The organism is Duganella sp. sic0402 (assembly GCF_019219065.1).
Classification (GTDB): Bacteria; Pseudomonadota; Gammaproteobacteria; order Burkholderiales; family Burkholderiaceae_D; genus Rugamonas.
Genome location: NZ_JAHUWK010000008.1, coordinates 262,401 through 285,549 on the forward strand (window position 1 = coordinate 262,401; position 23,149 = coordinate 285,549).

The following is a 23,149-nucleotide window of genomic DNA, read 5'->3' on the forward strand; positions in this document are numbered from 1 at the left end:
GTGCGCGTAATCCGTTGAGTAAAAAATTCTGTCCGAAATGCGGCGGCAGCAATGATTCAGCGCCGACAACGCATCAACCCGCCATTCTACCTTATAATTTGACTGGGATTTACCCAAAATCCACGCAAAAGTGTGGTGCCTCAGACCGCGATTTAGGCGGCATTCGTCGGCAAATGTCGACGGATAGGCAGAATTTCAAGTTTTTTATCAATATCACAACTAACTGTGCCATGTCCCTGACCCTATCCGACGTAACCCGCATTGCCAAACTGGCCCAACTTGAGATGAACGAACAGCAAAGCGCCACCGCGCTGGAGCAGCTGAACGGCATTTTCGCGCTGGCCGAACAGATGCAGGCGGTTGACACTGAAGGTGTCGCCCCGCTGAGTCACCCGCTGGCGGCGCACATGAACAATATCGCCCTGCGCCTGCGCGAAGACGTGGCCTCGGAACCGAATCGCCGCGACGACTATCAAGCCGTCGCACCGAAGACCCAGGACGGCCTGTACCTGGTGCCGAAAGTGATTGAGTAACACGCCGTCATTCCCGCGAAGGCGGGAATCCATGCTGAGCCAGCGTTCTATGGGTCCTCGCCTGCGCGGAGACGACGCTGTAACAATGAATTGAAACGCCATGCACACCAAAACCATTAAAGAGCTGTCCGCCCTCCTGCAAAGCAAAGCGATTAGCGCCACCGAACTGGCCAAGCACTTCCTCGACCGCATCGAACAGAGCGACCTGAACGCCTTCCTGCACGTCGACCGCGAACTGACCCTGGCGCAAGCCGCCGCCGCCGACGCGCGCATCGCCGCCGGCACCGCCACGCCGCTGACCGGCGTGCCGATCGCCCACAAGGACATCTTCGTCACCAAGGGCTGGCGCTCGACCGCCGGCTCGAAAATGCTGGCCAACTACGTCAGCCCATTCGACGCCACCGTGGTCGAGAAGTTCCAGCAAGCTGGCATGGTCACGCTGGGCAAGCTGAACTGCGACGAATTCGCAATGGGCTCGGCCAATGAAAACTCGGCCTTCGGCGCGGTCAAAAATCCATGGGACAAAAGCGCCGTGCCTGGCGGCTCATCGGGCGGTTCCGCCGCTGCGGTCGCCGCGCGCCTGGCGCCGGGCGTTACCGGCACCGACACCGGCGGCTCGATCCGCCAGCCAGCCGCCTTCTGCGGCATCACCGGCATCAAACCAACCTACGGCCGCGTGTCGCGCTTCGGCATGATCGCGTTTGCCTCGTCGCTCGACCAGGGCGGCCCGATGGCGCAAACCGCCGAAGACTGCGCGCTGCTGCTGAACGCCATGGCCGGCTTTGACGAACGCGATTCGACCTCGCTGACGCCGGAACTGGGCGGCGTGGACGAAGACTTCACCCGCGAACTGGGCCAGCCACTGAGCGGCCTGCGCATCGGCGTGCCGAAGGAATACTTCGGCGAAGGCCTGTCGAAAGACGTGGAAGACGCCGTCCGCGCCGCACTGGCCAAATACGTGGAACTGGGCGCGACGCTGGTTGATATTTCGCTGCCGAATACCGCGCTGTCGATCCCGGCCTACTACATGATCGCGCCGGCGGAAGCCTCGTCCAACCTGTCGCGCTTTGACGGCGTACGCTTCGGCCATCGCGCCGATGGCTACAAGGACCTGCAAGACATGTACCGCAAGACCCGCGCCGAAGGTTTTGGCGCCGAGGTCAAGCGCCGCATCATGGTCGGCACCTATGTGCTGTGCCACGGCTACTACGACGCCTACTACCTGAAGGCGCAGAAGATCCGCCGCCTGATCGCGCAGGACTTCGAGAAAGTGCTGAATGGTCCGGACGCGGTATGCGATGTGATCATGGGCCCGGTGGCGCCGACGGTGGCGTGGGACCTGGGCGACAAGTCGGACGATCCGGTGGCCGCCTACCTGGCCGACATCTACACGCTGTCGACCAGCCTGGCCGGTTTGCCTGGCATGTCGATTCCGGTCGGCTTCGGCGCGAAAGACCGCCCGGTCGGCCTGCAGATCATCGGCAAACATTTTGGCGAAGCCAAGCTGCTGAACGTCGCCCACGCCTACCAGCAAGCGACCGACTGGCACACCCGCGCTCCGGCCGGCATCTAAGAACAAACACTCAGCGAGAATCATATGGAATGGGAAGTCGTCATCGGTATTGAGAACCACGTACAGCTCACTACCGCATCAAAAATCTTCAGCGGCTCGCCGACCACCTTCGGCGCCGAAGCCAACACCCAGGCCAGCCCGGTTGACCTGGCACTGCCTGGCGTGCTGCCGGTCATGAACAAGCAAGCCGTGGATCGCGCGATCCGCTTCGGCCTGGCCGTTGGCGCAAAAATCGCCCCGGCCTCGATCTTCGCGCGTAAAAACTACTTCTACCCTGACCTGCCGAAAGGCTATCAGATCAGCCAGTTCGAAGATCCTGTAGTACAAGGCGGCGCAGTCACCTTCGGCTACGAGAAGGACGGCGAGTTCGTCACCAAAACCGTCAACCTGACCCGCGCCCACCTTGAAGAAGACGCCGGCAAATCGCTGCACGAAGACTATGCAGGCATGTCGGGCATCGACCTGAATCGCGCCGGCACGCCGCTGCTGGAAATCGTCTCCGAGCCGGAAATCCGCAGCGCCGCCGAAGCAGTCGCTTACTGCAAAGCCCTGCACTCGCTGGTGATGTGGCTGGGCGTTTGCGATGGCAATATGCAGGAAGGCTCGTTCCGCTGCGATATCAACGTCTCGGTGCGTCCGAAAGGCCAGACAGAATTCGGCACCCGCTGCGAGATCAAAAACCTGAACTCATTCCGCTTCATCGAAGAAGCCGTGCACGTCGAAGTGCGCCGCCAGATCGAGCTGATTGAAGACGGCGGCAAAGTCGTGCAAGCGACCCGCCTGTACGATCCGGACCGCAAGGAAACCCGCGAAATGCGCAGCAAGGAAGACGCGCAGGACTACCGCTACTTCCCTGACCCGGACCTGCCGCCACTGGTCATCTCCAACGCCTGGATCGAACAAGTCAAAGGCGCGATGCCGGAACTGCCAGCCACCATGCGCGCGCGCTTCGTCAGCGAATACGCGCTGCCGGAGTACGACTCGCTGGTGCTGACCGCCTCCAAGGCCATGGCCAACTACTTCGTCGCCGTGGTAGACGCGGCCGGCAAGGAAAACGCCAAGACCGCCGCCAACTGGCTGATGGGTGACGTCTCGTCGACGCTGAACCGCGAAGGCGTGGACATCGCCGACGCGCCGGTCAAGCCTGCGCAGCTAGCGCTGATGCTGAAGCGTATCGCCGACGGCACCATCAACAACAAGACCGCCAAGGAACTGTTCGGTGATATGTGGGCGGCCAAGTCCGACGACGACAATCTGGTCGACGCGCTGATCGAATCGAAAGGCCTGAAACAGATCTCCGACACCGGCGCGCTGGAAGCCATCGTCAACGAGGTAATTGCCAACAACGAGAAATCGGTAGAGCAGTACCGCGCCGGCAAGGAAGCGGCGATCAACGCGCTGATCGGCCAGGCGATGAAAGCCTCGCGCGGCAAAGCCAACCCGGCGCAGCTGACCGAGCTGCTGAAAGCCAAGCTGGCCGGCTAATCCTGTTTGCCGCAAAAAATCCCCACCAGGGCTGCCTCGTGGGGATTTTTTTATTGATGCAGATCCGCCACGTCGCAATACACACTGGCGACACCCGGAAGTATACATTCTTGTCTAGAAAGGTTACTCTACCCCCATCAACCGATATGGAGGTGGCATGAGTATTCCTAAACCTACTGCCGGAGAGCTGGAGCTGTTACAGGCTTTGTGGCCGCTCGGCGCAGCTACCGCCAAGCAGGTGCACGAGGCCATGTTGGCCGACAAGCCCGACCTCGCCTACGGCACCGTGCTACGCCTGATGCAGATCATGCACACCAAAGGCATCCTGACGCGCGATGAAAGTCAGCGCTCCCATATCTACGCCCCCGCGCAGGCCAAGCACACGCTGCAAAGCAGCCTGCTGAAAGACCTGATGCAGAAAGCCTTCGCAGGTTCAGCCAAGGCGCTGGTGCTGGCCGCACTACGCAACGGCATCTCGAAAAAAGAGCGCGCTGAAATCGAAAAGCTGCTGAAGGACGACCAGCAATGAGCTCCTTCATCTTCGCCCTCGGCCTGACGCTGATGCACTTCCTGTGGCAAGGCCTGCTGCTCGGTTGCGCCACCGCCGTCATCCTCACACTGCTGCGCAACAGCCGCGCCGAATACCGCTACATCGTCGCCTGCTGCGGCCTGCTGGCCTGCCTCGCCTGGCCGGCGCTGGAGCTGTGGCAGCGGCTTGGCAACGACGCTGCGGCCACCAGCGCCAGCATGCTGGCCTTGCCATGGACCGGACGCGCCCTCACCGCAGATGCCGACTGGTTCAATCTGCGCGACGCATTGCGCGGCGTAGTCGGCCTGTGGTCAGTGTGCGCGGCCGTGCTGGCACTGCGCATGGTGGCCGGACTACTATGGATAGACCGCATGGCGCGCCAACCCGGCGACAGCAACCACAGCGCGCAACAGCGCCTGCAACGCGAGCTAGTACAACTGGCGCAACGCTTCGGCATGACGCGCACCGTGCGTCTGCGCCTGCTGGATACACTGGCCAGCCCGATTACCGCCGGCTGGTGGCGGCCGGTCGTGATGGTGCCAACCTCGCTGGCTACCGGCATGCCGCCCGAGCTGCTGCAAGCGCTGCTGGCGCACGAACTGGCGCACATCCAGCGCCACGATTACCTGATTAACCTGCTGCAGAACGTGATCGAAACGCTGCTGTTCTACCACCCCGCAGTGTGGTGGATATCGAACCGCATCCGTGTCGAACGCGAACTGATTGCAGATGCCGTCGCCGCAAGCCAGCTGGGCGAACCGCGGCGCCTGGCCCTTGCGTTGTCGGAACTGGAGCGGCTCCGCTTCTCCCATCATCAACTGGCCCAGGCGGCCAATGGAGGAGATTTAATGAAGCGCATCCAATACCTGTTACGTCCCGCACCGCAATCGCTGAACTGGAAAGCCGCCGTCGCCATGCTGGGCGTCGCACTGGCCTGCGTATCGATCTACACGGAAGCCACCGCCGCCGACAAGAACGCGTCCGGCAACCGCCGCGCACTGATCGATTTCAGCAAATGCAGCAAGCCCGCGTGGCCGGAAGGCGCCTTGGCGGCCCAGCACACCGGCAACGTGCAACTGAATTTCCTGGTTGGCAGCGATGGCAAGGTCAAGGACTCAAAAGTCGACCGTTCCAGCGGTCACCCCGACCTGGACGAAGCGGCGCGCGTGGGAATCACCAAATGCCAATTCAAGCCTGCCCTGAAAGCCGGCAAACCGCTGGAGACCTGGCAGAAGATGCAATACGTCTGGGTGCTGGAGTGAGACACACCATTATTATGGCCCTGCTGGCGGGCACAATACAGAGCGCCAGCGCCGGCGTAGACCCGGAAGTCGATCTGCGCAAGGCAGAGCTTGCGGTGGAGAACGTCCGCACCACATTGCGTCAGCCGGCGTTGGCGCAGTCCGATGCCACCAAGGCCAGGCGGGAGCTGCTTGAAAAGCTGCAGCGGCTGGGTACCCAGCGTTCGTTTGTCGGCGATCACAGGGGCGCCATGGCCGCCTTTGATGAACTCACCCTGTCCCGCCCGGCGAGCAGCGCCAGTGCAGACGACTTCGCGAGGCTCGCCAAGGCCCAGGAGGAAGACGCTATCAGCGCCATCATCCGTGAAGCAGACAAGCACCGCGTGGTGATCCTGAACGAAGCGCATCATGTACCGCTACATCGCGCCTTTGCCATGCGGCTGGCGCGGGAACTACGCCGCATAGGCTACGACTGGCTGGCGTGCGAAACGTTCGAGAAGACGCCCTTCAACAAAGGCTATCTCGCGCTGTCGGATGGCTACTATTCCCGCGAGCCGGCATTCGGCAACTTCCTGCGCGACGCCAAGGCGGATGGATGGCAGCTGGTGCAATACGAGCCGTTCGATCAGGACAGCGGCGGCTCCATGTCCGAGCAAATCGAACGGCGCGAAAGCGGCGAGGCGCGCAATCTGGTGGCACGCATCTTCTCCCTTCATCCGGATGCCAAGGTCTTCATCTATGTGGGCTATGGCCACCTGCGGGAGAAGCCGCGTGTGGGTGACGGCAGCGGCGTAGCCTTGATGGCAGCCCAGCTCAGTCATCTGACCGGCCTCGATCCGCTCACGATCGACCAGACCACGATGATGGAGCACACCAATTCGGCAGCAGAGCATCCGCTATACGCGGCGGCGCTACGGCAGCGACCCGGCATACCATTCGTGCTGCGCGCACCAGATGATGGCTACGAAGTATTCGGCTCGTACCGCTCGGCGATCGATATGCAGGTGGTACACCCGAGATACGGCGTTGATGCGCACAGCGGTCGGCCAGCCTGGTTGCGTACATTGGCCGGCTTCACTGCAACAGAGCCGCCGATATCCGAGCCCGATGCCATCACGCCCTATTTTGTCTACGCTTACCCGCAAGGCCAGCCTGACGACGCAGTGCCGGCGGATGTCGTGCAGTTGACGCCAGGTGCACCAGTACCGAAACTGATGCTGCCAGAGGGACAATTTCGCTTCCTCATCCAGCGCTAATCAAGCGCTCACATGCCCTTGAAGCGGTGCTGGAAGCGCTGGCTCACCGGCAGGCGCGTGCCGTGGCCGCGCAGCTTGAGCCACGCCGCGCCGTCGGCGTCACGGTTGACGGCGGCGATGCGCCGTACCGCCACCACATAGCCGCGATGGATCTGCCAGAAGCCGGCGTCTTCCAGCTGCTCGGCCAGTTCCTTCAAGGGCGTGCGGATATGCGCTTCCAGATGCTCGGTCACCACACGGGTGTATTTCAGCTCTGCGCTGAAATAAATCACGTCGTTCAAATCGATGAAGTGGATGGTGCTGCCAACGCTGGCTTGCAGCCATGCTGGCGGCGCTTTCTTCGGCGCGAGTTGCTGCACCAGCCGCGCCAGGTCCGGCGGCGGTGTGCCTAGCCGCGCGCGCAGGCGCTCAATGGCGCGCGCCAGCCGCGCCGGATCGACGGGTTTCAGCAGATAGTCGGCAGCGCCTTCGTCAAAGGCGGCCAGCGCATGCTCATGGTAGGCGGTCACAAACACCACGTGGATGCGCGAGCCGAAGGTACGCGCCACTTCCAGCCCGCTCAGGCCGGGCATACGGATGTCGAGGAAGGCGATGTCCGGCGCCAGCTCGCGCGCCATGTGCAAGGCCTGCACGCCATCGCTGGCGGCCCCCACCACTTGCGCCTCCGGCCATAGCGCGGCCAGCGCCGCTTGCAGCTCTTCCCGCAGCAGCGGTTCATCATCGGCGATCAGGATACGGGGTGGTGTCATGACAGAGGCAAGATAAGTTCAGCATGGGTCCAGCCGTCTTCGCCCATGCTCAGACGCAGGCTGGCGGCGCCGCCATACAAGGCGTGCAGGCGCTGGCGGATATTGCGCAGCCCAACGCCGCTGCCCAGCACCGCATCGCCGACACCAGCGCCATTATCACGCACCGCGACCTGCACATGGCCATCTGCGCGGCGCGCGCTGACGGACACCGTCACTGCGCCAGCATGCGGTTCAACGCCATGCTGCACGGCGTTTTCCACCAGCGGCATCAGCATCAATGGTGGCAGCGCCAGATCGCGCACCTCATCGGCGCAGTCAATATGCACACTCAAGCGGTCGCCGTAGCGGATCGCCATCAGCGCCAGGTAATGGCCGGCCAGCTCGCACTCGCGCCCCAGCGTGGACATCGGGCTGCGCAGGTCGGGCAAGGCGCTGCGCAGATAGGCGATCAGATGGTCGAGCATTTCGGTCGCGCGCTCCGGCTGCTGCCGCACCAGGTAGCGGGTATTGGCCAGCGTGTTATACAGGAAGTGCGGTTCGATCTGCGCCTGCAAGGCTTTCAGATCCGACGCCAGCGCGGCCTGCGACAGCCGGGCGATATGCAGCGTGCGCGCGCGATGCTGCGCCATCCATAGCGGCAGCACCATCAGCAACAAGAACAGCGATGCCTCCACCGCCATGACCTGCAACTGGTTCAGCGGCACCACGCCGATTCGCGACAGCGCCAGCGCATACACGCTTCCGGCAGCCGCCACGCCGGCCGGCAGCAATATCAGAAGTGCCAGCACCAGCGCGCGCCAGCTACGGCCGCGCGGATGACGCTGCATCAGCATCAGCAGCGCCGCCATGCCGCCCAAAGGCAGCAGCAAGGCGGCGAACAGCGCCAGCCAGGTGTAGGCGCGCAGCTCGATGGCAAGCAGCGTCGCCACCGCGACCAGCACCGCACTGAGCCCATACCGGCGGTACGAACCGGCGACCACGCTGCGCAAGGCCTGCGGCGCGCTGTCCGGATCGATAACAGGCATGCCGGTCATAAGATCGGCTTTTCCGGCAGTTTTGAGTAGGGCATCACATCCACCGGCTTGTCCTTGCCGACGATTTCAAAAGACAGTTCGTCTATCCACACCTGGCCGCGGCCGACGGTGATCACGCCAAATGAAATCATGCTGGCGTCCTCGGGCACATCCAGCGTCACGCTGCGCACCTGCCACGCGGTGGTGCCCCGCAGCGGCTGATCGCTACTGTTATAGAACGCGGCGTTGGGGCGCTTTGGCGCCTGCACCTGCATCCACAAGCCGGCCCAGTTGCTGACCTCATGCGTCTTGATCATCGCGCGGAAGCGTATCCGCTGGCCCAGGTAGCGCTGCGCCGAGATCGACTGCGTCAGCGACGCATAGCCTTTGTCGCCGCCCTGCGCATAACGCAGGAACTTGGCGCCCTTGCCGCTGCTGGTTTCGACATTATCAATGCCAGCCTCGTAAGAAGTGGCTTGATCGCCGCCGATAAACCACGGCGGCGGCAGCTTGCCGACGGATTCCGCCGCCGCCACCCACAGGCAGGTGGCGGCCAGCGCTGCAACAATGACGTGCAGTGGCTTCATAGCGATGGCGTCTGCGACAACTTGCGCTGCCCAGGCATCACATCCACCGGCACCTCATTGCCCACCACCTCCAGCGACAGCTGGTCGATCCACACCTGCCCCTTGCCGCCATCGATGACGCCAAAGTTCAGCGTCACCGCATCCTCAGGCAGGTCCAGCGTCACGCTGCGCAGCTGCCACTCGCTGCTGCCGACAATCGGCTTGTCCTGGCTGTTATAGAAGACGGCTGGCTGTTTCTCGCCCGCCCGATAGGCGCTCATCCATAAGCCTGCCCATTGGCTGACGTCACGGGTTTTGATCATCGCCTGGAAACGCACACGTTTGCCACGGTAGTTGTTGGCCGAAATCTGCTGCATCAGCGTGCCGAACTTGCTGTCATCGCCGTCCACGTAGCGGATGAAGCGCGCCGGCTTGCCGCTGATGGTTTGCTGGCTGTCTTCGCCAATTTCATACGATTTGAAGGCCGCGCCGCTCAGGCCCCAGCCTTCCAGCGGCGCGGCATGCGCCACCATACTCATTACAGCCACCAGGGCGGCAACAACGATTTTGCTTTTCATGGTATCTCCAAGGTCATGACGGTTTGTCATGGCGCTACTTTGCCCGGAACAGCCGCCATTCGGGCGGCCTTGCGACAAGCGCAGCCCGGCCGCGATAAGCGGCCCGGCAAGCGGATTAACGATCGATCCACGCCAGGATATCGGCAAAGATCTGCTCGCGATTGAGCTCGTTGAAGTTTTCGTGGAAGTTCTGCGGATGGCGCTGATAGGTCAGCAAGTGTGCCGGCACCGACTTCAGCATGGCTTCGGCCGCATCGGCGTCGGCCAGCTTGTCGTCGCCGGCCAGCACGGCAAACAGCGGCTGGGTCCACAAAGGCATACGTGCCGTCAGTCCCTGCTGGGCCGCTGTCAATGCATTGCCGAAGCGGACCGTGATTTCGCTGGCGCGGATGCCGTCGCGCTCATCCCGCACATGGCGCGCGGTGATGTCGGGATCGTGGGTCAGCTGATGCGTCAACGGCGCGAGCGGCACTTTCATGCGCGGCGCCAGCGCGCCCAGCACGCCGGACAGCGCCAGCAGCAAGGGCGAGACTTTGATGGCGTTCACGTAATAAGGCGAGGACAGGATAAAGCCCTGAACCGCCGCATCGCCGGCAAAGCTGCCCAGCCCCAGGTGGGTGGCGATCAGCGCGCCCATCGAATGGCCCATCACATACACGGGCAGGCCGGGATACTGCTGCTTCACCCATTGCAGGAACAGCTGGCTGTCATCCAGGAACACGTGAAAACCGGGAATGTCGACGCGGCGCGCATCCTGATGGCCGCTCAGGTCATAAGCAACAGTGGCGATGCCGTGTTCGCGGAAGTACAGCGCCGGGGTGACGTAATCGCCGCCATGCGCCATGCCGCCGTGGATGGCGAGGATGACCGCGCGCGGCGCAGCCGGCGACCAGATATGGACCCGGCGCTGCGCGCCCTGCCCCGCAGTGAATTGGGTGAGACGGTCTTCGCCAAACCGCGCCATGCGCGTCAGGCGGTGATGCTGAGATTGATGCCCATCTCGACCAGCATGGTCATATCGGCCAGCGACAGGTCGAGCGTCGGCGCGACCACGCCCGGTTCGGTGGGGAAGGAAATACGCAGCTCGGCGTCCACGTCCGAACGTTCGAAGTGGATGCCGCGCGCGCGGCACTCGCCCAGGTAGAAGCGGACCTGCTTCAGCAGGTCGCCGGGATTCTGCTCGGTGCCGATGGCCACGTAGAAGCCGGAGTCGATACGCACCCGGCCATCCGGCTTGACATCGCCCTTTTGCCAGTCGCCGTGCGGCTCGCTCGGCAGGCCGTCGCGGACGTCCGCCAAGCCATCTGGATCACCGTGCACCTTCAATGTTGCGATATTCATGGTCTACCTTAGTGAGTCTCCTAGCTTCAGGAAGGTTACACCATAGAAATATCAATGTCTAGCAACGTAGCAAATTAAACAATCCCGTAGCGGCTGCGGTAGGCGGCCACCGCGTCCTTGTGCTGGGCCAGCTCTGGCGATGCGCCCGCGCCGTTGAGGAAGCCGAACAAATCGTCCAGGTTGCCGATGGAAATCACCGGAATGCCGTACTTTTGCGTCACTTCCTGTACCGCCGACAACGCCGAGATCTGGCCATCCTTGCCGCCGCGCTCCATGCGGTCCAGCGCGATCAGCACGGCGCATGGCTCGGCGCCGGCGGCGCGTATCATTTCCACCGACTCGCGCACCGAGGTGCCGGCCGAGATCACGTCGTCGATAATGACGACCTTGCCTTGCAGCTTGGCGCCGACGATGGTGCCGCCTTCGCCGTGGTCCTTGGCTTCCTTGCGGTTGAAGGCAAACGAGGTGTTGCGGCCCTTGCCGGCCAGCGCTACTGCCGTGGCCGAGGCCAGCGTGATGCCTTTATAGGCCGGGCCAAACAGCATGTCGAACTGCACGCCGGAATCCAGCAGCGTTTGCGCATAGAATTGCGCAACCTGGGCCAGCGTGGCGCCGTCATGGAACAGGCCGGCGTTGAAAAAGTATGGCGACTGGCGTCCGGCCTTGGTGGTGAATTCGCCAAAGCGCAGCACGCCGCTCTGGACCGAAAACGCAATAAATTCCTGACGTAAAGTGTTCATGAGGCCTCATTTCTGTAAAGTGCCCGTATTTTACCGCTACACTAGCGCATTCAGTCATCTTCACCACGATTCATCTATGCCAAAAATCATCTCCGCCAACCTGAACGGTATCCGCTCCGCCTCGTCCAAGGGCTTTTTCACCTGGCTGGCCAAGCAGGACGCCGATTTTGTCTGCGTGCAGGAACTCAAGGCGCAAGCGCCGGACATGACGCCTGAATTCCTCAACCCTGGCGGCTACCACGGCCACTTCCACTACGCCGAGAAAAAAGGCTATTCCGGCACCGGCGTCTACAGCAAGATCGAACCAGATCGGGTGGTGATCGGCTTTGGTTCGCCGGAGTTCGACGCGGAAGGCCGCTATGTACGCTGCGACTTCGGCACTCTGACGGTGATTTCCGTCTACTGCCCGTCCGGCTCGTCCGGCCCGGAGCGCCAGGAAGCCAAGTTCCGCTTCATGGACCTGTTTATGGTCCACCTGCAGCAACTGCACGCCGAAGGGCGCGAAGTGGTAATCTGCGGCGACTGGAATATTGCCCACAAGGAAATCGACCTGAAGAACTGGAAGGGTAACAAGAAAAACTCCGGCTTCCTGCCTGAAGAACGCGCATGGATGACCCGCCTCTTTGACGAAGTCGGCTTCGTCGACGTGCACCGCGGTCTCGACCCGCGCGAAGAGCAATACACCTGGTGGAGCAACCGCGGCCAGGCCTACGCGAAGAATGTTGGCTGGCGCATCGACTACCACGTCGCCACCCCAGGCATCGCCGCCAAGGCCACGACCGTCGCCATCTACAAAGAAGAGAAGTTCTCCGACCACGCGCCGCTGACCATTGAGTACAGCGCTTAAATTCAGATAACGACACTACCATGGCCACTCCCATTACTGTTCCTGTTGGCTCGTTCAAGCTGCAATCCATCAGCTACGCCGGTTCCACCATCACCCTGCACTTCGACCGTGCAGTCAGCGCCGGCAACGGCAACTTTGTGATCAGCGATGGCTATGCACAGTCGTATATGGGCATCAACGGCCTGTCGACGCGCATAGTGGGCGCCACCGACGTCCACAAGCTGGACGACAGCGATCCGCAGATCAGCTACAACGGCCAGGACGTGGTCATCACGCTAACCTCACCGCTGAAAGCGGGTGTCAACTATAGCGTGACGATGGAGAGCGGCGCCGTGGTCGATGGCAGCAATGGCGCCAATTACGCCATCACTTCGCCCAAGCTGTTCCCGTTCACCGCCAGCGGCACGGCCAGCACGCCGCCCGCCACACCGGCGGCAGTGGTGGCGCCGGCCATCCACTTCACCGACACTGGCGACAGCAGCGACTACATCACCGCCGCACGGGACCAGCAGCTGAGCGGCAGCTACACCGGCACGCTGGGCGCCAATGACTTCATCCAGGTATCGCTGGACAACGGTGCGTCGTGGCACAAGGCCACGGCCGGCGCAGACAACAGCTGGAGCTATAACGGCGTCATCGACACCACCAATCTGCGGCAGGGCGAGGCCGGCATATTCAACGGCACGCTACTGGCGCGCGTCAGCAACACGACGGGCGGCAGCAGCGCCACCGCCAGCCACGACTACGTGTACAGCAACCAATCGATCAAGGTCTACCTCGGCGAAGGCTTCAGCTTTTCCCTTGACACCGGCGTCAATAGCAACGACCGCATTACCAACACGGCGGACCAGACGGTCAGCGGCAGCTACAGCGGCACGCTGCTCAGCGGCCAGAAGCTGCAAGTATCGATGGACAACGGCATCACCTGGGCCAATGCCAGCGCAGCGAATGGCAGCTGGCAGCTGGATGTGACGCTGCTCAATGGCGCTAACTATATCCAGGCGCGGGTGATCGACGTCGCCGGCAATACCAGCGGCGTCGCCTCCAGCTATTACCAGCTGAAGACCAGCACCGTATCGCTGGCCGGGCATGAACTGGCGCTGGTCAATGGCAGCGATACCGGCATATCGTCCACCGATGGCATCACCAAATATATCGAGGCGCTCACACTGAACGTCGCCGGCCTGCATGGCTTCGCTGCCGGCGACACCATCGAGATCGTCGATACCAGCAATGGCTCGGTGGTGGTGGGCCGCTATGTTGTCGAATCAGGCGATCTTTATCTCGGCAACGATTATTTCAGCAACGGCTATGACGACCCAACCCCGCGCGACACCATCAACATCAGTCTGAACGGTTCCCTGAACGAAGGTGCGCACAGCCTGCAGGCGCGCGTGGTCGACCGGGCCGGCAATGTGGCGGCGTCCAGCGTCAGCGCCAACATCACCGTCGATACCCAGGCGTTCAGCAGCGATACACTGACCGGCAATCACTTCATCGAAACCCATACCAGCATCAGCGGCACGCTGACGGCCGACGCCGCGATTACCGACCAGATCGTAGAAGTGACCTTCGATCATGGCGCCAGCTGGCAGCAAGCCACGCTCGTCAAGACTGACACGACGCACGCCACCTGGAGTCTGGCCGGACTCGACCTGGAGCAGGCCGTGGAGTACGGCGTGCGCATTGCCGATAAAGCGGGCAATATCACCGGGGCAGCCTACTACATGACCTCGCGCGACATCGGTTACTACCATCCGGAGTACGACGACATTGTTTTGTACGCCGGTGGCGGCATCAACCCCATTACCGTCGGCGCACGTGCGACAGTGGACGGCGGTGGCGGATACGGCGACCAGATTACGACTGGCGATGACGCGCATGTCGTGGTGGGCAATGACAGCAAGGTCGTCACTGCGAATGGCAGCAATTTTGTCAGTACCGGATTCGGCGCAGACATCACCACAGGCAACGGCAACGACACCATCTCCTGCAGTTCGATCGATTACGTCAAGATACGCGCGGGCCTGGGCAACGACACGCTGACGGTCCGGAGCCTGGTCACCGGCCTGACACTGGGCCTCAACGGTATGGACGTGCAAGGCGTCGAAGCACTGCACTTTGGCGACAGCGGCGCCAACGAGCTGACCATCAATAGCGGCATCGCTGTGCGCACCTTCAGCGATGCAGGCAAGCTGACCATCACCGCCGCTGCCAGCGGATCGCACATCCACCTGAGTGCACTATGGGTATCCGATGGCGCGCAGGGCGACTATCACGCCTATCACACCAGCAGCGGTGAGATACTGCTGATTGGCCAGAACATCGCGGTGGATGTGGCGCAGGGCTAGGTTCAGGATTTACAGCGTGCGGCGCGAGCGGAACTCGCGCCATTCGCCGCTGGCAGGGTCGATGAAGCTGATGGCGCGCGCCAGCAACTGCAAAGGTTGCGACACATCGTCCTGCTTGCACGGCAGCGCCACCGGATAGAAGGCGTCGTTGACGATCGGGATGCCGAGCGACGACAGATGCACGCGCAGCTGATGCTGACGGCCGGTGTGAGGGTGCAGACGATACAAAGTCAGCTCGCCACGGTGCTCGATGATGTCGATCAGCGTTTCCGAATTCGGCTCGCCCTCCTCCTCTTTCATGGTAAAGAACTTGTCGCCTTCCACCATGCGGCTGCGATAGGTAAAGGGAAACTGTACATCGTGCAGGCGCGGCGCCAGCGCCTCGTATTCCTTGTCGATCACGCGCTTCTGGAACATCGATTGATAGATGCCACGGCTGGCGGCATTGCGCGAGAAAATCACCACACCGGCCGTCTCGCGGTCCAGCCGATGAATCGGCGTCAGGTCCTGTTCGCCCAGTGTTTTCCGTAGCCGCACCAGCAGCGTCTCATGCAGGAAGCGGCCGGTTGGAATCACCGGCAGGAAGTGCGGCTTGTCGACCACAACCAGATGCTCGTCCATGTGCAGGATCTCTTCCTTGAATGGAATCGGCGTCTCCGGCATATCCAGTTCGCGGTAGTAGAAAATCCGCAGGCCACGCCTGAAGCGGCTGGCTGGCAGCAGTTGCTGGCCTTCGCCATCCACCACATCGCCGCGTGCCATGCGTTCGCGCCAAGTCGCCTCCGGTACATCTGGAAAGCGCGCCACCAGGAAACTGATCAGGTCCGGCCACTCGCCTTCCGGCAGATACAGATAGCTGGGCGCGACACCGTCGCGCATGGGCAGCGGATGAGACGACATATCAGGAGCGTGGCAGCGCGAGCGAGCGGTAAACCGGCAGTTTGTTGGGATCAAGACCTTTGGCGCGCGCATACACCGGCAGCACCAGGTGCATATGCTCGTTCATTTCCTTGATGCGGTCTTTGCCAGTCGGGTGAGTCGACAGGAAGCTGATCGGCTGGTTCTTGTTAATCGCGCTCATTTTCTCCCACAGCGCGATGCCAGCACGCGGGTCGAAGCCGGCACGCGCAGCCAAGTCCATGCCGACCAGATCAGCCTCGGTTTCGTCGCCGCGCGAGAACTTCAACGACGCCATCTTGGCGGCGCCGCTGCCAAGCGCATCGCCAAGGCGCGGGTCGATGCCGAAGTAAGCAGCACCGGCGGCGCCGGCAACGCGGCCGAACAGCGACGCCGCATTATTCTTGCCGGCCTGTGCTCGTGCATGTTCGCGCAGCGCGTGCGCAATCTCGTGCCCCATCACCATCGCCACTTCATCATCGGTCAGATTCAGCTTGGTCAGGATGCCGTTGTAGAAGGCGATGCGCCCGCCCGGCATGCAGAAGGCGTTGACGGTGTCGGAGCGCAGCAGATTGACCTGCCAGTCCCATTTGGCCGAATCGGGATTCCAGCGCGTGGTAAACGGGATGATGCGCCTGGCGATCGCGCGCAGACGAATCAGCTGTGGATTGCTGTCGGTGGCGACGGCATCCTTCTTGTGCGCTTCGGTTAGCATCTGGTTGTATTGCAGTTTCGACTGCTGATCGAACTGCGCGGCGTCAGCGCCGGCCAGCGCGCGCGCGCGCGACAGCTTCTCGACCGGGATACCATCATTCTGCGCCATGGCGCTGGCACAGAGCAGCAGCGCCGCCACGGCGGCTTTCAATTTAAGCTTTTTCATGTCCGCTATTCCATGGAGCGATTTTAGGCAGCATCATCATCGCCGGGAAGGCCAGGATGAAGCATACGATAAAGAACCAGAACCATCCGGTTTCCGCCACAATATACCCTACCGAGGAATTGATGAATGTGCGCGGGACCGCAGCCAGGCTGGAAAACAGCGCGTACTGGGTGGCGGTATAGCGCGGATCGGTGGCGCGCGACATGAACGCCACCAGCGCCGCCGAGCCCAGTCCCAAACTGGCAAAGGCTTCAAAACCAAAGACGGCGCTCAGCAGCAGCTTGTCCGGCCCTACCTGCGCCAGCCAGGCGAAGCCCAGGATGGCAATCGCCTGCAACACGCCGAACACCCACAGCGCGCGGTTGATGCCCAGCTTGATCATCCAGATGCCGCCCACCGCGCCACCGGCCAGGCTGGCCCACCAGCCAGTGGCGTTGGCGGCCAGGCCGATGTCCTTGGTCGAGAAGCCGATATCCAGGAAGAATTTGGTCGACAGTGCGGTAGTCATGGTGTCGCCGATCTTGTACAGCAGGACGAAGGCGATGATGAACAGCGCCTGTTTCAAGCCGTCACGCTGGACAAATTCGCGGAATGGCAGCACCACCGCCTCTTGCAGATTCTTTGGCGGCTCGCCGTACACCACCGGCTCCTTCGCCAGCAGTGTGCACACCAGGCCAGGCAGCATAAAGGCCGCCACGGTCCAGAACACGATCTGCCACGGCTGGCTGTCCGCCATCACCAACCCCAGCGCGCTCGGAATCAGGCTGGCCGCCTTGTAGGCGTTGACGATGATGGCAGCGCCCAGCCCCTGCTCTTCCTCGGCCAGGATCTCGCGGCGATAAGCGTCGATCACCACGTCCTGGCTGGCCGACAGGAAGGCGATCAGGAATACCACCACCGCGATCAGCGACAGTTCCAGTTTCGGATCGAGCATACCCAGCCCGCCGATAAAGGCGAACAGCGCCAGCTGCGTCACCGCCATCCAGCCGCGCCGGCGGCCGATCGGCAGCACGGTGTAGCGGTCCATGAACGGCGCCCACAGGAATTTGAAGGTGTAAGGGAACATGGCCAGGCCGAACAAGCCCAGCGCCTTGACATCCAGCCCGGCCGTGGCCAGCCACGCCTGCATCAGGTAAATCAGCGTGTACAGCGGCAGGCCGGAGCTAAAGCCCAGGAACAGGATGGAAGCGGTGCGTCCGTTGATGTAGCTGTACCAGGGCCGGCGGGTACTCATATGCGTGTCATTATTTTTTACGTAGTCGGAAGACGGCAAGATCGCCGCGCAGATTAGGCAGGAATGATACCCGTTTCCCCTCTGCCAGCGCCACACATTCAATCACTTCCAGCCCGCATTCTTCCGCCAGGTCGCGGAAGTCGTAGATGGTGGCGCAACGCACGTTGGGCGTGTCGTACCACTCGTATGGCAGCGATTCCGACACCGGCATGCGCCCCTTCAGCAACGCCACGCGGTGTGGCCAGTAGGCGAAGTTGGGGAAGGACACAATCGCCTCCTTGCCGACGCGGACGATGTCGCGCAGCAGATCCTCGACGTGCTTCATCATCTGCAAGGACGACAGGCACAGCACCGTATCGAACGAGTTATCGCCGAACAGTCCCAGGCCGTTTTCCATATCCTGCTGCACCACCTGCACGCCGCGCTGGGTCGATGCCAATACCTTGTCGTCGGCGATTTCGATACCGTAGCCGCTGCATTGCTTGTCGCTTTGCAGATAATCCATCATCACGCCGTCGCCGCAGCCGACGTCCAGCACATGCGCCTTGTTGTCGATCCAGTGGGCGATGAAGGCCAGGTCCGGACGCGCCGCGCTCAGTTCATTGAAATTCATGCCGCAGCTCCGATCTCTTTCCACACCTGCCCATAGTAGGCCCGCACCATATTCATATACCGCGCATCTTCCAGCAGGAAGGCGTCGTGGCCGTGCGGCGCGTCGATTTCCGCATAGGTGACGTTGCGGCGGTTGCTGATCAGCGCCTGCACGATTTCGCGGCTGCGCTCCGGCGAGAAGCGCCAGTCGGTGGTGAAGGAAGCCAGGAAGAACTTGGCCTTGGTGCCCGCCAGGGTCTTTGCCAGGTCGCCGCCGTGCAGGCGCGCCGGGTCAAAGTAATCCAGCGCCTTGGTAATCAGCAGATAGGTATTGGCGTCGAAATATTCGGAGAACTTGTCGCCCTGGTAGCGCAGATAGGACTCGATCTCGAAGTCGATGCCGAAGTCGAACTTGTAGTCGCCGGAGGTCGCCACATCGCGCAGCTTGCGGCCGAACTTCTCCGCCATATCGTCGTCGGACAGATAAGTGATGTGGCCAACCATGCGCGCCACGCGCAGGCCGTTCTTCGGCACCACACCATGTGCGTAGAAATCGCCGCCATGGTAATCCGGATCGGACAGGATGGCCTGGCGTGCCACATCGTTGAAGGCGATATTCTGCGCCGACAGCTTGGCGGTCGAGGCGATCACCACGCAGTGACGCAAACGTTCAGGGTACATGATCGACCAGGCCAGCGCCTGCATGCCGCCCAGCGAACCGCCCATGACAGCGGCGAACTGCGTGATGCCCAGCTGGTCGGCGAGACGCGCCTGCGCGGCCACCCAGTCTTCCACCGTGACCACCGGGAAGGCGGCGCCATAAGGCTTGCCGGTGGCCGGGTTGGCATGCATAGGACCAGTCGAGCCAAAGCAGGAACCAAGGTTGTTAACCCCGATCACAAAGAACTTGTCAGTGTCCAGCGGTTTGCCCGGACCGACCATATTGTCCCACCAGCCGGTGCTTTTGGGCTGGCCTTCGTATTCGCCGGCGACATGGTGCGAGGCGTTCAGTGCGTGGCAGACCAGCACCGCGTTGGACTTGTCGGCGTTCAGCGTGCCGTAGGTTTCGTACATCAGCATATAGTCGCGCAGCGACGCGCCGCTTTGCAGGAGCAAAGGCTCGGCAAAATGCATGGTTTGCGGCTTAACGTATCCCAGGGATGACATTGTTGATTTAGTTTTTTTTGAGGGGCGGCCCCGCGGGCCATCTATCAGGGCGGGACCGCGAATGGTGGGTCCCGCCGACTTACATCAATTGTAATTGTTCGACCGCGTCTGCAATTACATTGGGTTCCATCGAGCGCATGATCTTGCGGGTTTGCGGCATGATGCGCGCAAGGTCGCTGTTCAGGATTTCCTGCTTGACCGACAGCAGTTGGGCCGGGTGCATAGAGAATTCCCGCAGTCCCATACCCAGCAGCAGACGTGTCAATTTAACATCGCCGGCCATTTCGCCGCATACCGCGACGTCGATCCCGGCTTTATGCCCGGCCGCAATCGTCATCGAGATCAATTGCAGCACAGCCGGATGCAGCGGATTGTAAAGGTGTGCGACTTCATAATCAACCCGGTCGATCGCCAGCGTGTACTGGATCAGGTCATTGGTGCCGATCGACAGGAAGTCCATGCGCTTGACGAACATCGGCAGCGCCAGCGCCGCCGCCGGAATTTCGATCATGGCGCCGACATCGACATCATCATCGAACTTGATATGCTGCTCGCGCAGCTCGGCCTTGGCCTGCGCCACCATGGCCAGCGTCTGATCGATTTCAAACGCGTGCGCCAGCATCGGCACCAGGATGCGCACCTTGCCGAACGCCGAGGCGCGCAGGATGGCGCGCAGCTGCGCCAGGAAGATCTGCGGCTCGGCCAGGCAGTAGCGGATCGCGCGCAGGCCCAGCGCCGGATTCAGCGCCGTTTGCTCGCCCTGGTCCAGCGGCTTGTCGGCGCCGATGTCCAGCGTGCGGATGGTGACCGGGCGGCCCTTCATCGCCACCACGGCTTTCTTGTACTGCTCGAACTGTTCGTCCTCCGACGGGATCTTGCTGTTGCGGCCCATGAACAGGAATTCGGAGCGGAACAAGCCAACGCCATTGGCGCCCGCCTCCATCGCGGCCTGGCAATCGTCCGGCAGTTCGATATTCGCCAGCAGCGTGATCTCGGTGCCGTCCTTGGTGATGGCCGGCGTCTTCTTCAGCTTTTGCAGCTTCTTCCTGGCGCGTGCGGCGGCGCTCTGCCGCTCGCGGTACTGGTTCAGGATCAGCGCGCTCGGATTGGCGATCACCACGCCGGCGTCGCCGTCGATGATCAGCCAGTCGTCCTGCTCAACCAGCGTCGAGGCGCCGGACACGCCCACCGTCGCCGGAATATCCAGCGAGCGGGCGACAATCGCGGTATGCGAGTTCTGGCCGCCGACATCGGTGACAAAGCCAATGAAGGAACGGTCGCGGAACTGCAGCATGTCGGCCGGCGAAATATCGTGGGCGACGATGATCATCTGCGGCTGGAACTCGTCGCCGCCGGTTGGCGCGGCAGCCGGCAGGATCTGCTCGGTGCCCAGCATCACCTTCAGCACGCGCTCGGCCACCTGCTGGATGTCGGCCTTGCGTTCGCGCAGATAAGGGTCTTCGATTTCGTCGAACTGCGCCGACAGCTCATCGATCTGGGTCAGCAGCGCCCATTCGGCGTTGTAGTGGCGGGTGCGGATGATGTCCAGCGGCGCTTCGGAAATCATCGGGTCGGACAGGATCAGCGCATGCACGTCGATGAACGCGCCCAGCTCGGTCGGCGCATCCTTGGGCAGCTCGTTCCACAGCGTTTGCAGTTCTTTGTGGACGGCGGCCAGCGCGTGTTGCAGGCGGCTGACTTCCGCCTCGACCTGCTCCTCGGCCACCAGGTAGTGCTTGACGTCCAGCGCCGCCGGCGCCAGCAAGTGGGCGCGGCCGATCGCGATGCCGCGTGAGACAGGAATGCCGTGCAGCGTGAACGAGGCCATCGGCTGGCCTGCGGGGAAACGGGGACGGCTGCGCTCCGCCCCCATTACTCGCCTTCGCCGAACTTGTCGTTGACCAGCGCGGCCAGGGCGGCGACGCAGTCGCCTTCATCCGGACCGTCTGCTTCCAGCAGGACTTTGGCGCCCTTGCCGGCGGCCAGCATCATCACGCCCATGATGGATTTGGCGTTGATGCGGCGCGCGTTGCGCGTCAGCCAGACATCGCTTTTGTATTTTGCTGCCAGTTGGGTAAATTTGGCGGAAGCGCGCGCATGCAAACCAAGCTTGTTAATAATTTCGAGTTCTTGCTGAATCATTTTTCTTTTGTCTCAATCAGATTGCGCATTGCTAAAAAGCGTCAGGTTTCCCCGACGCGTATCCGGTTGTCGACGCGCACGGCTCCACTTTGCGCGCCGGCCAGCGCCATTTCGACCACCACGTCCAGCGTGTCGCGGCGGTAGGTGATGGCGCGCAGCAGCATCGGCAAGCTGATGCCAGCGATCACCTCGACCCGGCCCGCATCGGCCAGCCGGTTGCAGCAGTTGGCAGGCGTGCCGCCTTTGACATCGGTGATGACCAGTACGCCGTCGCCATCGTCGAGACGTTTGATCGCCGCCGCCGCCAGCGTCTGCACTTCGCCAAGATCCTGGTCGGCGATCACGTCGATCGCTTCCAGATGCTCGGTCGGACCACGGAACACATGTGCGCAGGCCGCAAGAAAGGCCTGGCCCAGGGGCGCGTGTGTCATAAGTAGTATGCCTACCATATTGTTAAACCGCCAGTGAGGATTGAAGTTTTCTTGTCATCGGGATTATTTCGCCGCCGCTTCCACCGCGTCGATGAACATCTCGGCGACCGGGAAGCCAGCTTGCTGGGTAATCTCCTGGAAGCAAGTCGGGCTGGTCACGTTGACTTCCGTCAGACAATCGCCGATAACGTCTAATCCTACCAGCAACAGGCCACGGGCGGCCAGAATCGGGCCCAGGGTGTTGGCGATCTCAAAGTCGCGCTCGGTCAACGGCTGGGCCACGCCGATGCCGCCTGCGGCCAGGTTACCGCGCACTTCGCCGTTCTGCGGGATGCGCGCCAGCGAGAATGGCACCGGCTTGCCGCCGATGACCAGAATGCGCTTGTCGCCCTTGGCGATATCCGGAATGAAGCGCTGCACCATGATGGTGTATTTTCCGTTGCCAGTCAGCGTCTCGATGATGGCGCCCAGATTCATGCCGTCCGCCTTGACGCGGAAGATGCCGGTGCCGCCCATGCCGTCCAGCGGTTTCAGGATGATGTCGCCGTGCTGCTTCTGGAAGGCGCGGATGCGCGCCTCATCGGAGGTCACCAGCGTCGGCGAGGTGAACTCGCTGAACTGGGTGATGGCGACTTTTTCGTTGTGGTCGCGGATCGCCGACGGCTTGTTGAAGACCTTGGCGCCTTGTTTTTCGGCCAGTTCCAGCAGATAGGTGCTGTAGACATACTCCATGTCGAACGGCGGATCCTTGCGCTGCAGGATGGCGTCGAACTCGCCCAGATTGGTTTCCACCGGCGCGTCGGCGCGATACCAGTCGGTGCTGTCGCCGGTGAAGTGGATGCGCGCCACATTGGCCGTCACCACGCCTTGCTCGACCGCCATATCCTTCTGCTGAAAAGCGTAGACCTCGTGGCCGCGCTTGTTGGCCTCCACCATCATGGCGTAGGTGGAGTCCTTGTAAGTCTTGAAGGTCGACAGCGGGTCGGCGAGGAAAGCGATTTTCAT

23 protein-coding genes and 1 pseudogene are annotated in these 23,149 nt (G+C 62.0%); 8 read left to right on the plus strand and 16 right to left on the minus strand.

Annotation, left to right across the window (positions count from 1 at the left end; genetic code table 11):
• Positions 1 to 230 precede the first annotated feature (230 nt).
• From gatC to KW842_RS19705, 6 genes and pseudogenes are all read left to right on the plus strand, one after another.
• The gene (gene gatC / locus KW842_RS19680; RefSeq protein ID WP_218305813.1) at positions 231 to 533 is read left to right on the plus strand and encodes an Asp-tRNA(Asn)/Glu-tRNA(Gln) amidotransferase subunit GatC; all 303 of its coding nucleotides are present in this window, start codon (positions 231 to 233) and stop codon (positions 531 to 533) included.
• 100 nt (positions 534 to 633) lie between these two features.
• The gene (gene gatA / locus KW842_RS19685) at positions 634 to 2,106 is read left to right on the plus strand and encodes an Asp-tRNA(Asn)/Glu-tRNA(Gln) amidotransferase subunit GatA (RefSeq protein WP_218305814.1); all 1,473 of its coding nucleotides are present in this window, start codon (positions 634 to 636) and stop codon (positions 2,104 to 2,106) included.
• An 18-nt stretch (positions 2,107 to 2,124) separates the two neighbouring features.
• Positions 2,125 to 3,591, plus strand: a pseudogene (gene gatB, locus KW842_RS19690) (Asp-tRNA(Asn)/Glu-tRNA(Gln) amidotransferase subunit GatB); the annotation flags it as partial.
• A 157-nt stretch (positions 3,592 to 3,748) separates the two neighbouring features.
• On the plus strand, positions 3,749 to 4,120 hold the full coding sequence (locus tag KW842_RS19695) for a BlaI/MecI/CopY family transcriptional regulator (protein ID WP_218305816.1): 372 nt from the start codon (positions 3,749 to 3,751) through the stop codon (positions 4,118 to 4,120).
• Positions 4,117 to 5,382 (plus strand): M56 family metallopeptidase, encoded by a 1,266-nt coding sequence (locus tag KW842_RS19700; protein WP_218305817.1) that lies wholly within the window; start codon positions 4,117 to 4,119, stop codon positions 5,380 to 5,382. The genes KW842_RS19695 and KW842_RS19700 overlap by 4 nt, the downstream gene beginning before the upstream one ends.
• Positions 5,301 to 6,617, plus strand: coding sequence for a hypothetical protein (locus KW842_RS19705; RefSeq protein WP_218305818.1), 1,317 nt, complete (start codon positions 5,301 to 5,303; stop codon positions 6,615 to 6,617). Before KW842_RS19700 ends, KW842_RS19705 begins: the two co-directional genes overlap by 82 nt.
• 8 nt (positions 6,618 to 6,625) lie before the next feature.
• On the opposite strand, the gene KW842_RS19710 is transcribed toward KW842_RS19705, so the two are convergent.
• The 7 genes from KW842_RS19710 to pyrE form a co-directional block, all read right to left on the minus strand.
• Positions 6,626 to 7,366 (minus strand): LytTR family DNA-binding domain-containing protein, encoded by a 741-nt coding sequence (locus KW842_RS19710; RefSeq protein ID WP_218305819.1) that lies wholly within the window; start codon positions 7,364 to 7,366, stop codon positions 6,626 to 6,628.
• The gene (locus tag KW842_RS19715) at positions 7,363 to 8,400 is read right to left on the minus strand and encodes a sensor histidine kinase (RefSeq protein WP_218305820.1); all 1,038 of its coding nucleotides are present in this window, start codon (positions 8,398 to 8,400) and stop codon (positions 7,363 to 7,365) included. The genes KW842_RS19710 and KW842_RS19715 overlap by 4 nt, the downstream gene beginning before the upstream one ends.
• Positions 8,397 to 8,966: a transcriptional regulator gene (locus tag KW842_RS19720; protein ID WP_218305821.1), complete on the minus strand. Its 570-nt coding sequence runs from the start codon at positions 8,964 to 8,966 to the stop codon at positions 8,397 to 8,399. Before KW842_RS19720 ends, KW842_RS19715 begins: the two co-directional genes overlap by 4 nt.
• Positions 8,963 to 9,523, minus strand: a complete 561-nt coding sequence (locus tag KW842_RS19725) for a transcriptional regulator (RefSeq protein WP_218305822.1) — start codon at positions 9,521 to 9,523, stop codon at positions 8,963 to 8,965. Before KW842_RS19725 ends, KW842_RS19720 begins: the two co-directional genes overlap by 4 nt.
• A gap of 115 nt (positions 9,524 to 9,638) precedes the next feature.
• Entirely contained in the window at positions 9,639 to 10,487 is an 849-nt protein-coding gene (locus KW842_RS19730; RefSeq protein ID WP_218305823.1) for an alpha/beta fold hydrolase, read from the minus strand.
• 5 nt (positions 10,488 to 10,492) lie between these two features.
• Positions 10,493 to 10,864, minus strand: coding sequence for a hypothetical protein (locus KW842_RS19735; protein WP_218305824.1), 372 nt, complete (start codon positions 10,862 to 10,864; stop codon positions 10,493 to 10,495).
• A gap of 74 nt (positions 10,865 to 10,938) precedes the next feature.
• On the minus strand, positions 10,939 to 11,604 hold the full coding sequence (gene pyrE, locus KW842_RS19740; RefSeq protein WP_218305825.1) for an orotate phosphoribosyltransferase: 666 nt from the start codon (positions 11,602 to 11,604) through the stop codon (positions 10,939 to 10,941).
• A gap of 76 nt (positions 11,605 to 11,680) precedes the next feature.
• On the opposite strand from pyrE, the gene KW842_RS19745 reads away from it, so the two are divergent.
• Both KW842_RS19745 and KW842_RS19750 read left to right on the plus strand, forming a co-directional pair.
• Entirely contained in the window at positions 11,681 to 12,451 is a 771-nt protein-coding gene (locus KW842_RS19745) for an exodeoxyribonuclease III (RefSeq protein WP_218305826.1), read from the plus strand.
• A gap of 20 nt (positions 12,452 to 12,471) precedes the next feature.
• The gene (locus KW842_RS19750; RefSeq protein WP_218305827.1) at positions 12,472 to 14,802 is read left to right on the plus strand and encodes an Ig-like domain-containing protein; all 2,331 of its coding nucleotides are present in this window, start codon (positions 12,472 to 12,474) and stop codon (positions 14,800 to 14,802) included.
• A 9-nt stretch (positions 14,803 to 14,811) separates the two neighbouring features.
• On the opposite strand, the gene KW842_RS19755 is transcribed toward KW842_RS19750, so the two are convergent.
• Genes KW842_RS19755 through gshB form a run of 9 tightly spaced genes read right to left on the minus strand, consistent with a single transcriptional unit; the run spans position 14,812 to position 23,149 of the window.
• Entirely contained in the window at positions 14,812 to 15,702 is an 891-nt protein-coding gene (locus KW842_RS19755; RefSeq protein WP_218305828.1) for a pseudouridine synthase, read from the minus strand.
• Position 15,703: 1 nt separating this feature from the next.
• Positions 15,704 to 16,579 carry a M48 family metallopeptidase gene (locus KW842_RS19760; protein ID WP_218305829.1) on the minus strand — a complete coding sequence of 292 codons (876 nt, stop codon included), beginning with the start codon at positions 16,577 to 16,579 and terminating at the stop codon, positions 15,704 to 15,706.
• Positions 16,566 to 17,813, minus strand: a complete 1,248-nt coding sequence (locus tag KW842_RS19765) for an AmpG family muropeptide MFS transporter (RefSeq protein ID WP_218305830.1) — start codon at positions 17,811 to 17,813, stop codon at positions 16,566 to 16,568. The genes KW842_RS19760 and KW842_RS19765 overlap by 14 nt, the downstream gene beginning before the upstream one ends.
• A gap of 10 nt (positions 17,814 to 17,823) precedes the next feature.
• Positions 17,824 to 18,426, minus strand: coding sequence for a methionine biosynthesis protein MetW (gene metW, locus KW842_RS19770; protein ID WP_218305831.1), 603 nt, complete (start codon positions 18,424 to 18,426; stop codon positions 17,824 to 17,826).
• Positions 18,423 to 19,619, minus strand: coding sequence for a homoserine O-acetyltransferase (locus KW842_RS19775; RefSeq protein WP_373925211.1), 1,197 nt, complete (start codon positions 19,617 to 19,619; stop codon positions 18,423 to 18,425). The genes metW and KW842_RS19775 overlap by 4 nt, the downstream gene beginning before the upstream one ends.
• A 31-nt stretch (positions 19,620 to 19,650) precedes the next feature.
• A complete protein-coding gene (ptsP, locus tag KW842_RS19780) occupies positions 19,651 to 21,399 on the minus strand; it encodes a phosphoenolpyruvate--protein phosphotransferase (RefSeq protein ID WP_218305855.1) in 1,749 nt (582 codons plus the stop codon).
• A gap of 44 nt (positions 21,400 to 21,443) precedes the next feature.
• Positions 21,444 to 21,713 (minus strand): HPr family phosphocarrier protein, encoded by a 270-nt coding sequence (locus KW842_RS19785; RefSeq protein WP_218305833.1) that lies wholly within the window; start codon positions 21,711 to 21,713, stop codon positions 21,444 to 21,446.
• 41 nt (positions 21,714 to 21,754) lie between these two features.
• Positions 21,755 to 22,162, minus strand: a complete 408-nt coding sequence (locus KW842_RS19790) for a PTS sugar transporter subunit IIA (RefSeq protein ID WP_218305834.1) — start codon at positions 22,160 to 22,162, stop codon at positions 21,755 to 21,757.
• Between the two features lie 45 nt (positions 22,163 to 22,207).
• Complete coding sequence (gene gshB / locus KW842_RS19795; RefSeq protein ID WP_218305835.1) at positions 22,208 to 23,149, minus strand: glutathione synthase; 942 nt, start codon at positions 23,147 to 23,149, stop codon at positions 22,208 to 22,210.

Coding starts and splice junctions, on each gene's coding strand:
- KW842_RS19700 (WP_218305817.1), top strand. CDS start 4,117: ATGAGCTCCTTCATCTTCGCCCTCGGCCTGACGCTGATGCACTTCCTG.
- gshB (WP_218305835.1), bottom strand. CDS start 23,149: ATGAAAATCGCTTTCCTCGCCGACCCGCTGTCGACCTTCAAGACTTAC.
- KW842_RS19790 (WP_218305834.1), bottom strand. CDS start 22,162: ATGGTAGGCATACTACTTATGACACACGCGCCCCTGGGCCAGGCCTTT.
- gatC (WP_218305813.1), top strand. CDS start 231: ATGTCCCTGACCCTATCCGACGTAACCCGCATTGCCAAACTGGCCCAA.
- KW842_RS19765 (WP_218305830.1), bottom strand. CDS start 17,813: ATGAGTACCCGCCGGCCCTGGTACAGCTACATCAACGGACGCACCGCT.
- gatA (WP_218305814.1), top strand. CDS start 634: ATGCACACCAAAACCATTAAAGAGCTGTCCGCCCTCCTGCAAAGCAAA.
- KW842_RS19705 (WP_218305818.1), top strand. CDS start 5,301: ATGCCAATTCAAGCCTGCCCTGAAAGCCGGCAAACCGCTGGAGACCTG.
- KW842_RS19760 (WP_218305829.1), bottom strand. CDS start 16,579: ATGAAAAAGCTTAAATTGAAAGCCGCCGTGGCGGCGCTGCTGCTCTGT.
- ptsP (WP_218305855.1), bottom strand. CDS start 21,399: ATGGCCTCGTTCACGCTGCACGGCATTCCTGTCTCACGCGGCATCGCG.
- KW842_RS19720 (WP_218305821.1), bottom strand. CDS start 8,966: ATGAAGCCACTGCACGTCATTGTTGCAGCGCTGGCCGCCACCTGCCTG.
- KW842_RS19735 (WP_218305824.1), bottom strand. CDS start 10,864: ATGAATATCGCAACATTGAAGGTGCACGGTGATCCAGATGGCTTGGCG.
- pyrE (WP_218305825.1), bottom strand. CDS start 11,604: ATGAACACTTTACGTCAGGAATTTATTGCGTTTTCGGTCCAGAGCGGC.
- KW842_RS19750 (WP_218305827.1), top strand. CDS start 12,472: ATGGCCACTCCCATTACTGTTCCTGTTGGCTCGTTCAAGCTGCAATCC.
- KW842_RS19755 (WP_218305828.1), bottom strand. CDS start 15,702: ATGTCGTCTCATCCGCTGCCCATGCGCGACGGTGTCGCGCCCAGCTAT.
- KW842_RS19695 (WP_218305816.1), top strand. CDS start 3,749: ATGAGTATTCCTAAACCTACTGCCGGAGAGCTGGAGCTGTTACAGGCT.
- KW842_RS19725 (WP_218305822.1), bottom strand. CDS start 9,523: ATGAAAAGCAAAATCGTTGTTGCCGCCCTGGTGGCTGTAATGAGTATG.
- KW842_RS19730 (WP_218305823.1), bottom strand. CDS start 10,487: ATGGCGCGGTTTGGCGAAGACCGTCTCACCCAATTCACTGCGGGGCAG.
- metW (WP_218305831.1), bottom strand. CDS start 18,426: ATGAATTTCAATGAACTGAGCGCGGCGCGTCCGGACCTGGCCTTCATC.
- KW842_RS19710 (WP_218305819.1), bottom strand. CDS start 7,366: ATGACACCACCCCGTATCCTGATCGCCGATGATGAACCGCTGCTGCGG.
- KW842_RS19745 (WP_218305826.1), top strand. CDS start 11,681: ATGCCAAAAATCATCTCCGCCAACCTGAACGGTATCCGCTCCGCCTCG.
- KW842_RS19785 (WP_218305833.1), bottom strand. CDS start 21,713: ATGATTCAGCAAGAACTCGAAATTATTAACAAGCTTGGTTTGCATGCG.
- KW842_RS19715 (WP_218305820.1), bottom strand. CDS start 8,400: ATGACCGGCATGCCTGTTATCGATCCGGACAGCGCGCCGCAGGCCTTG.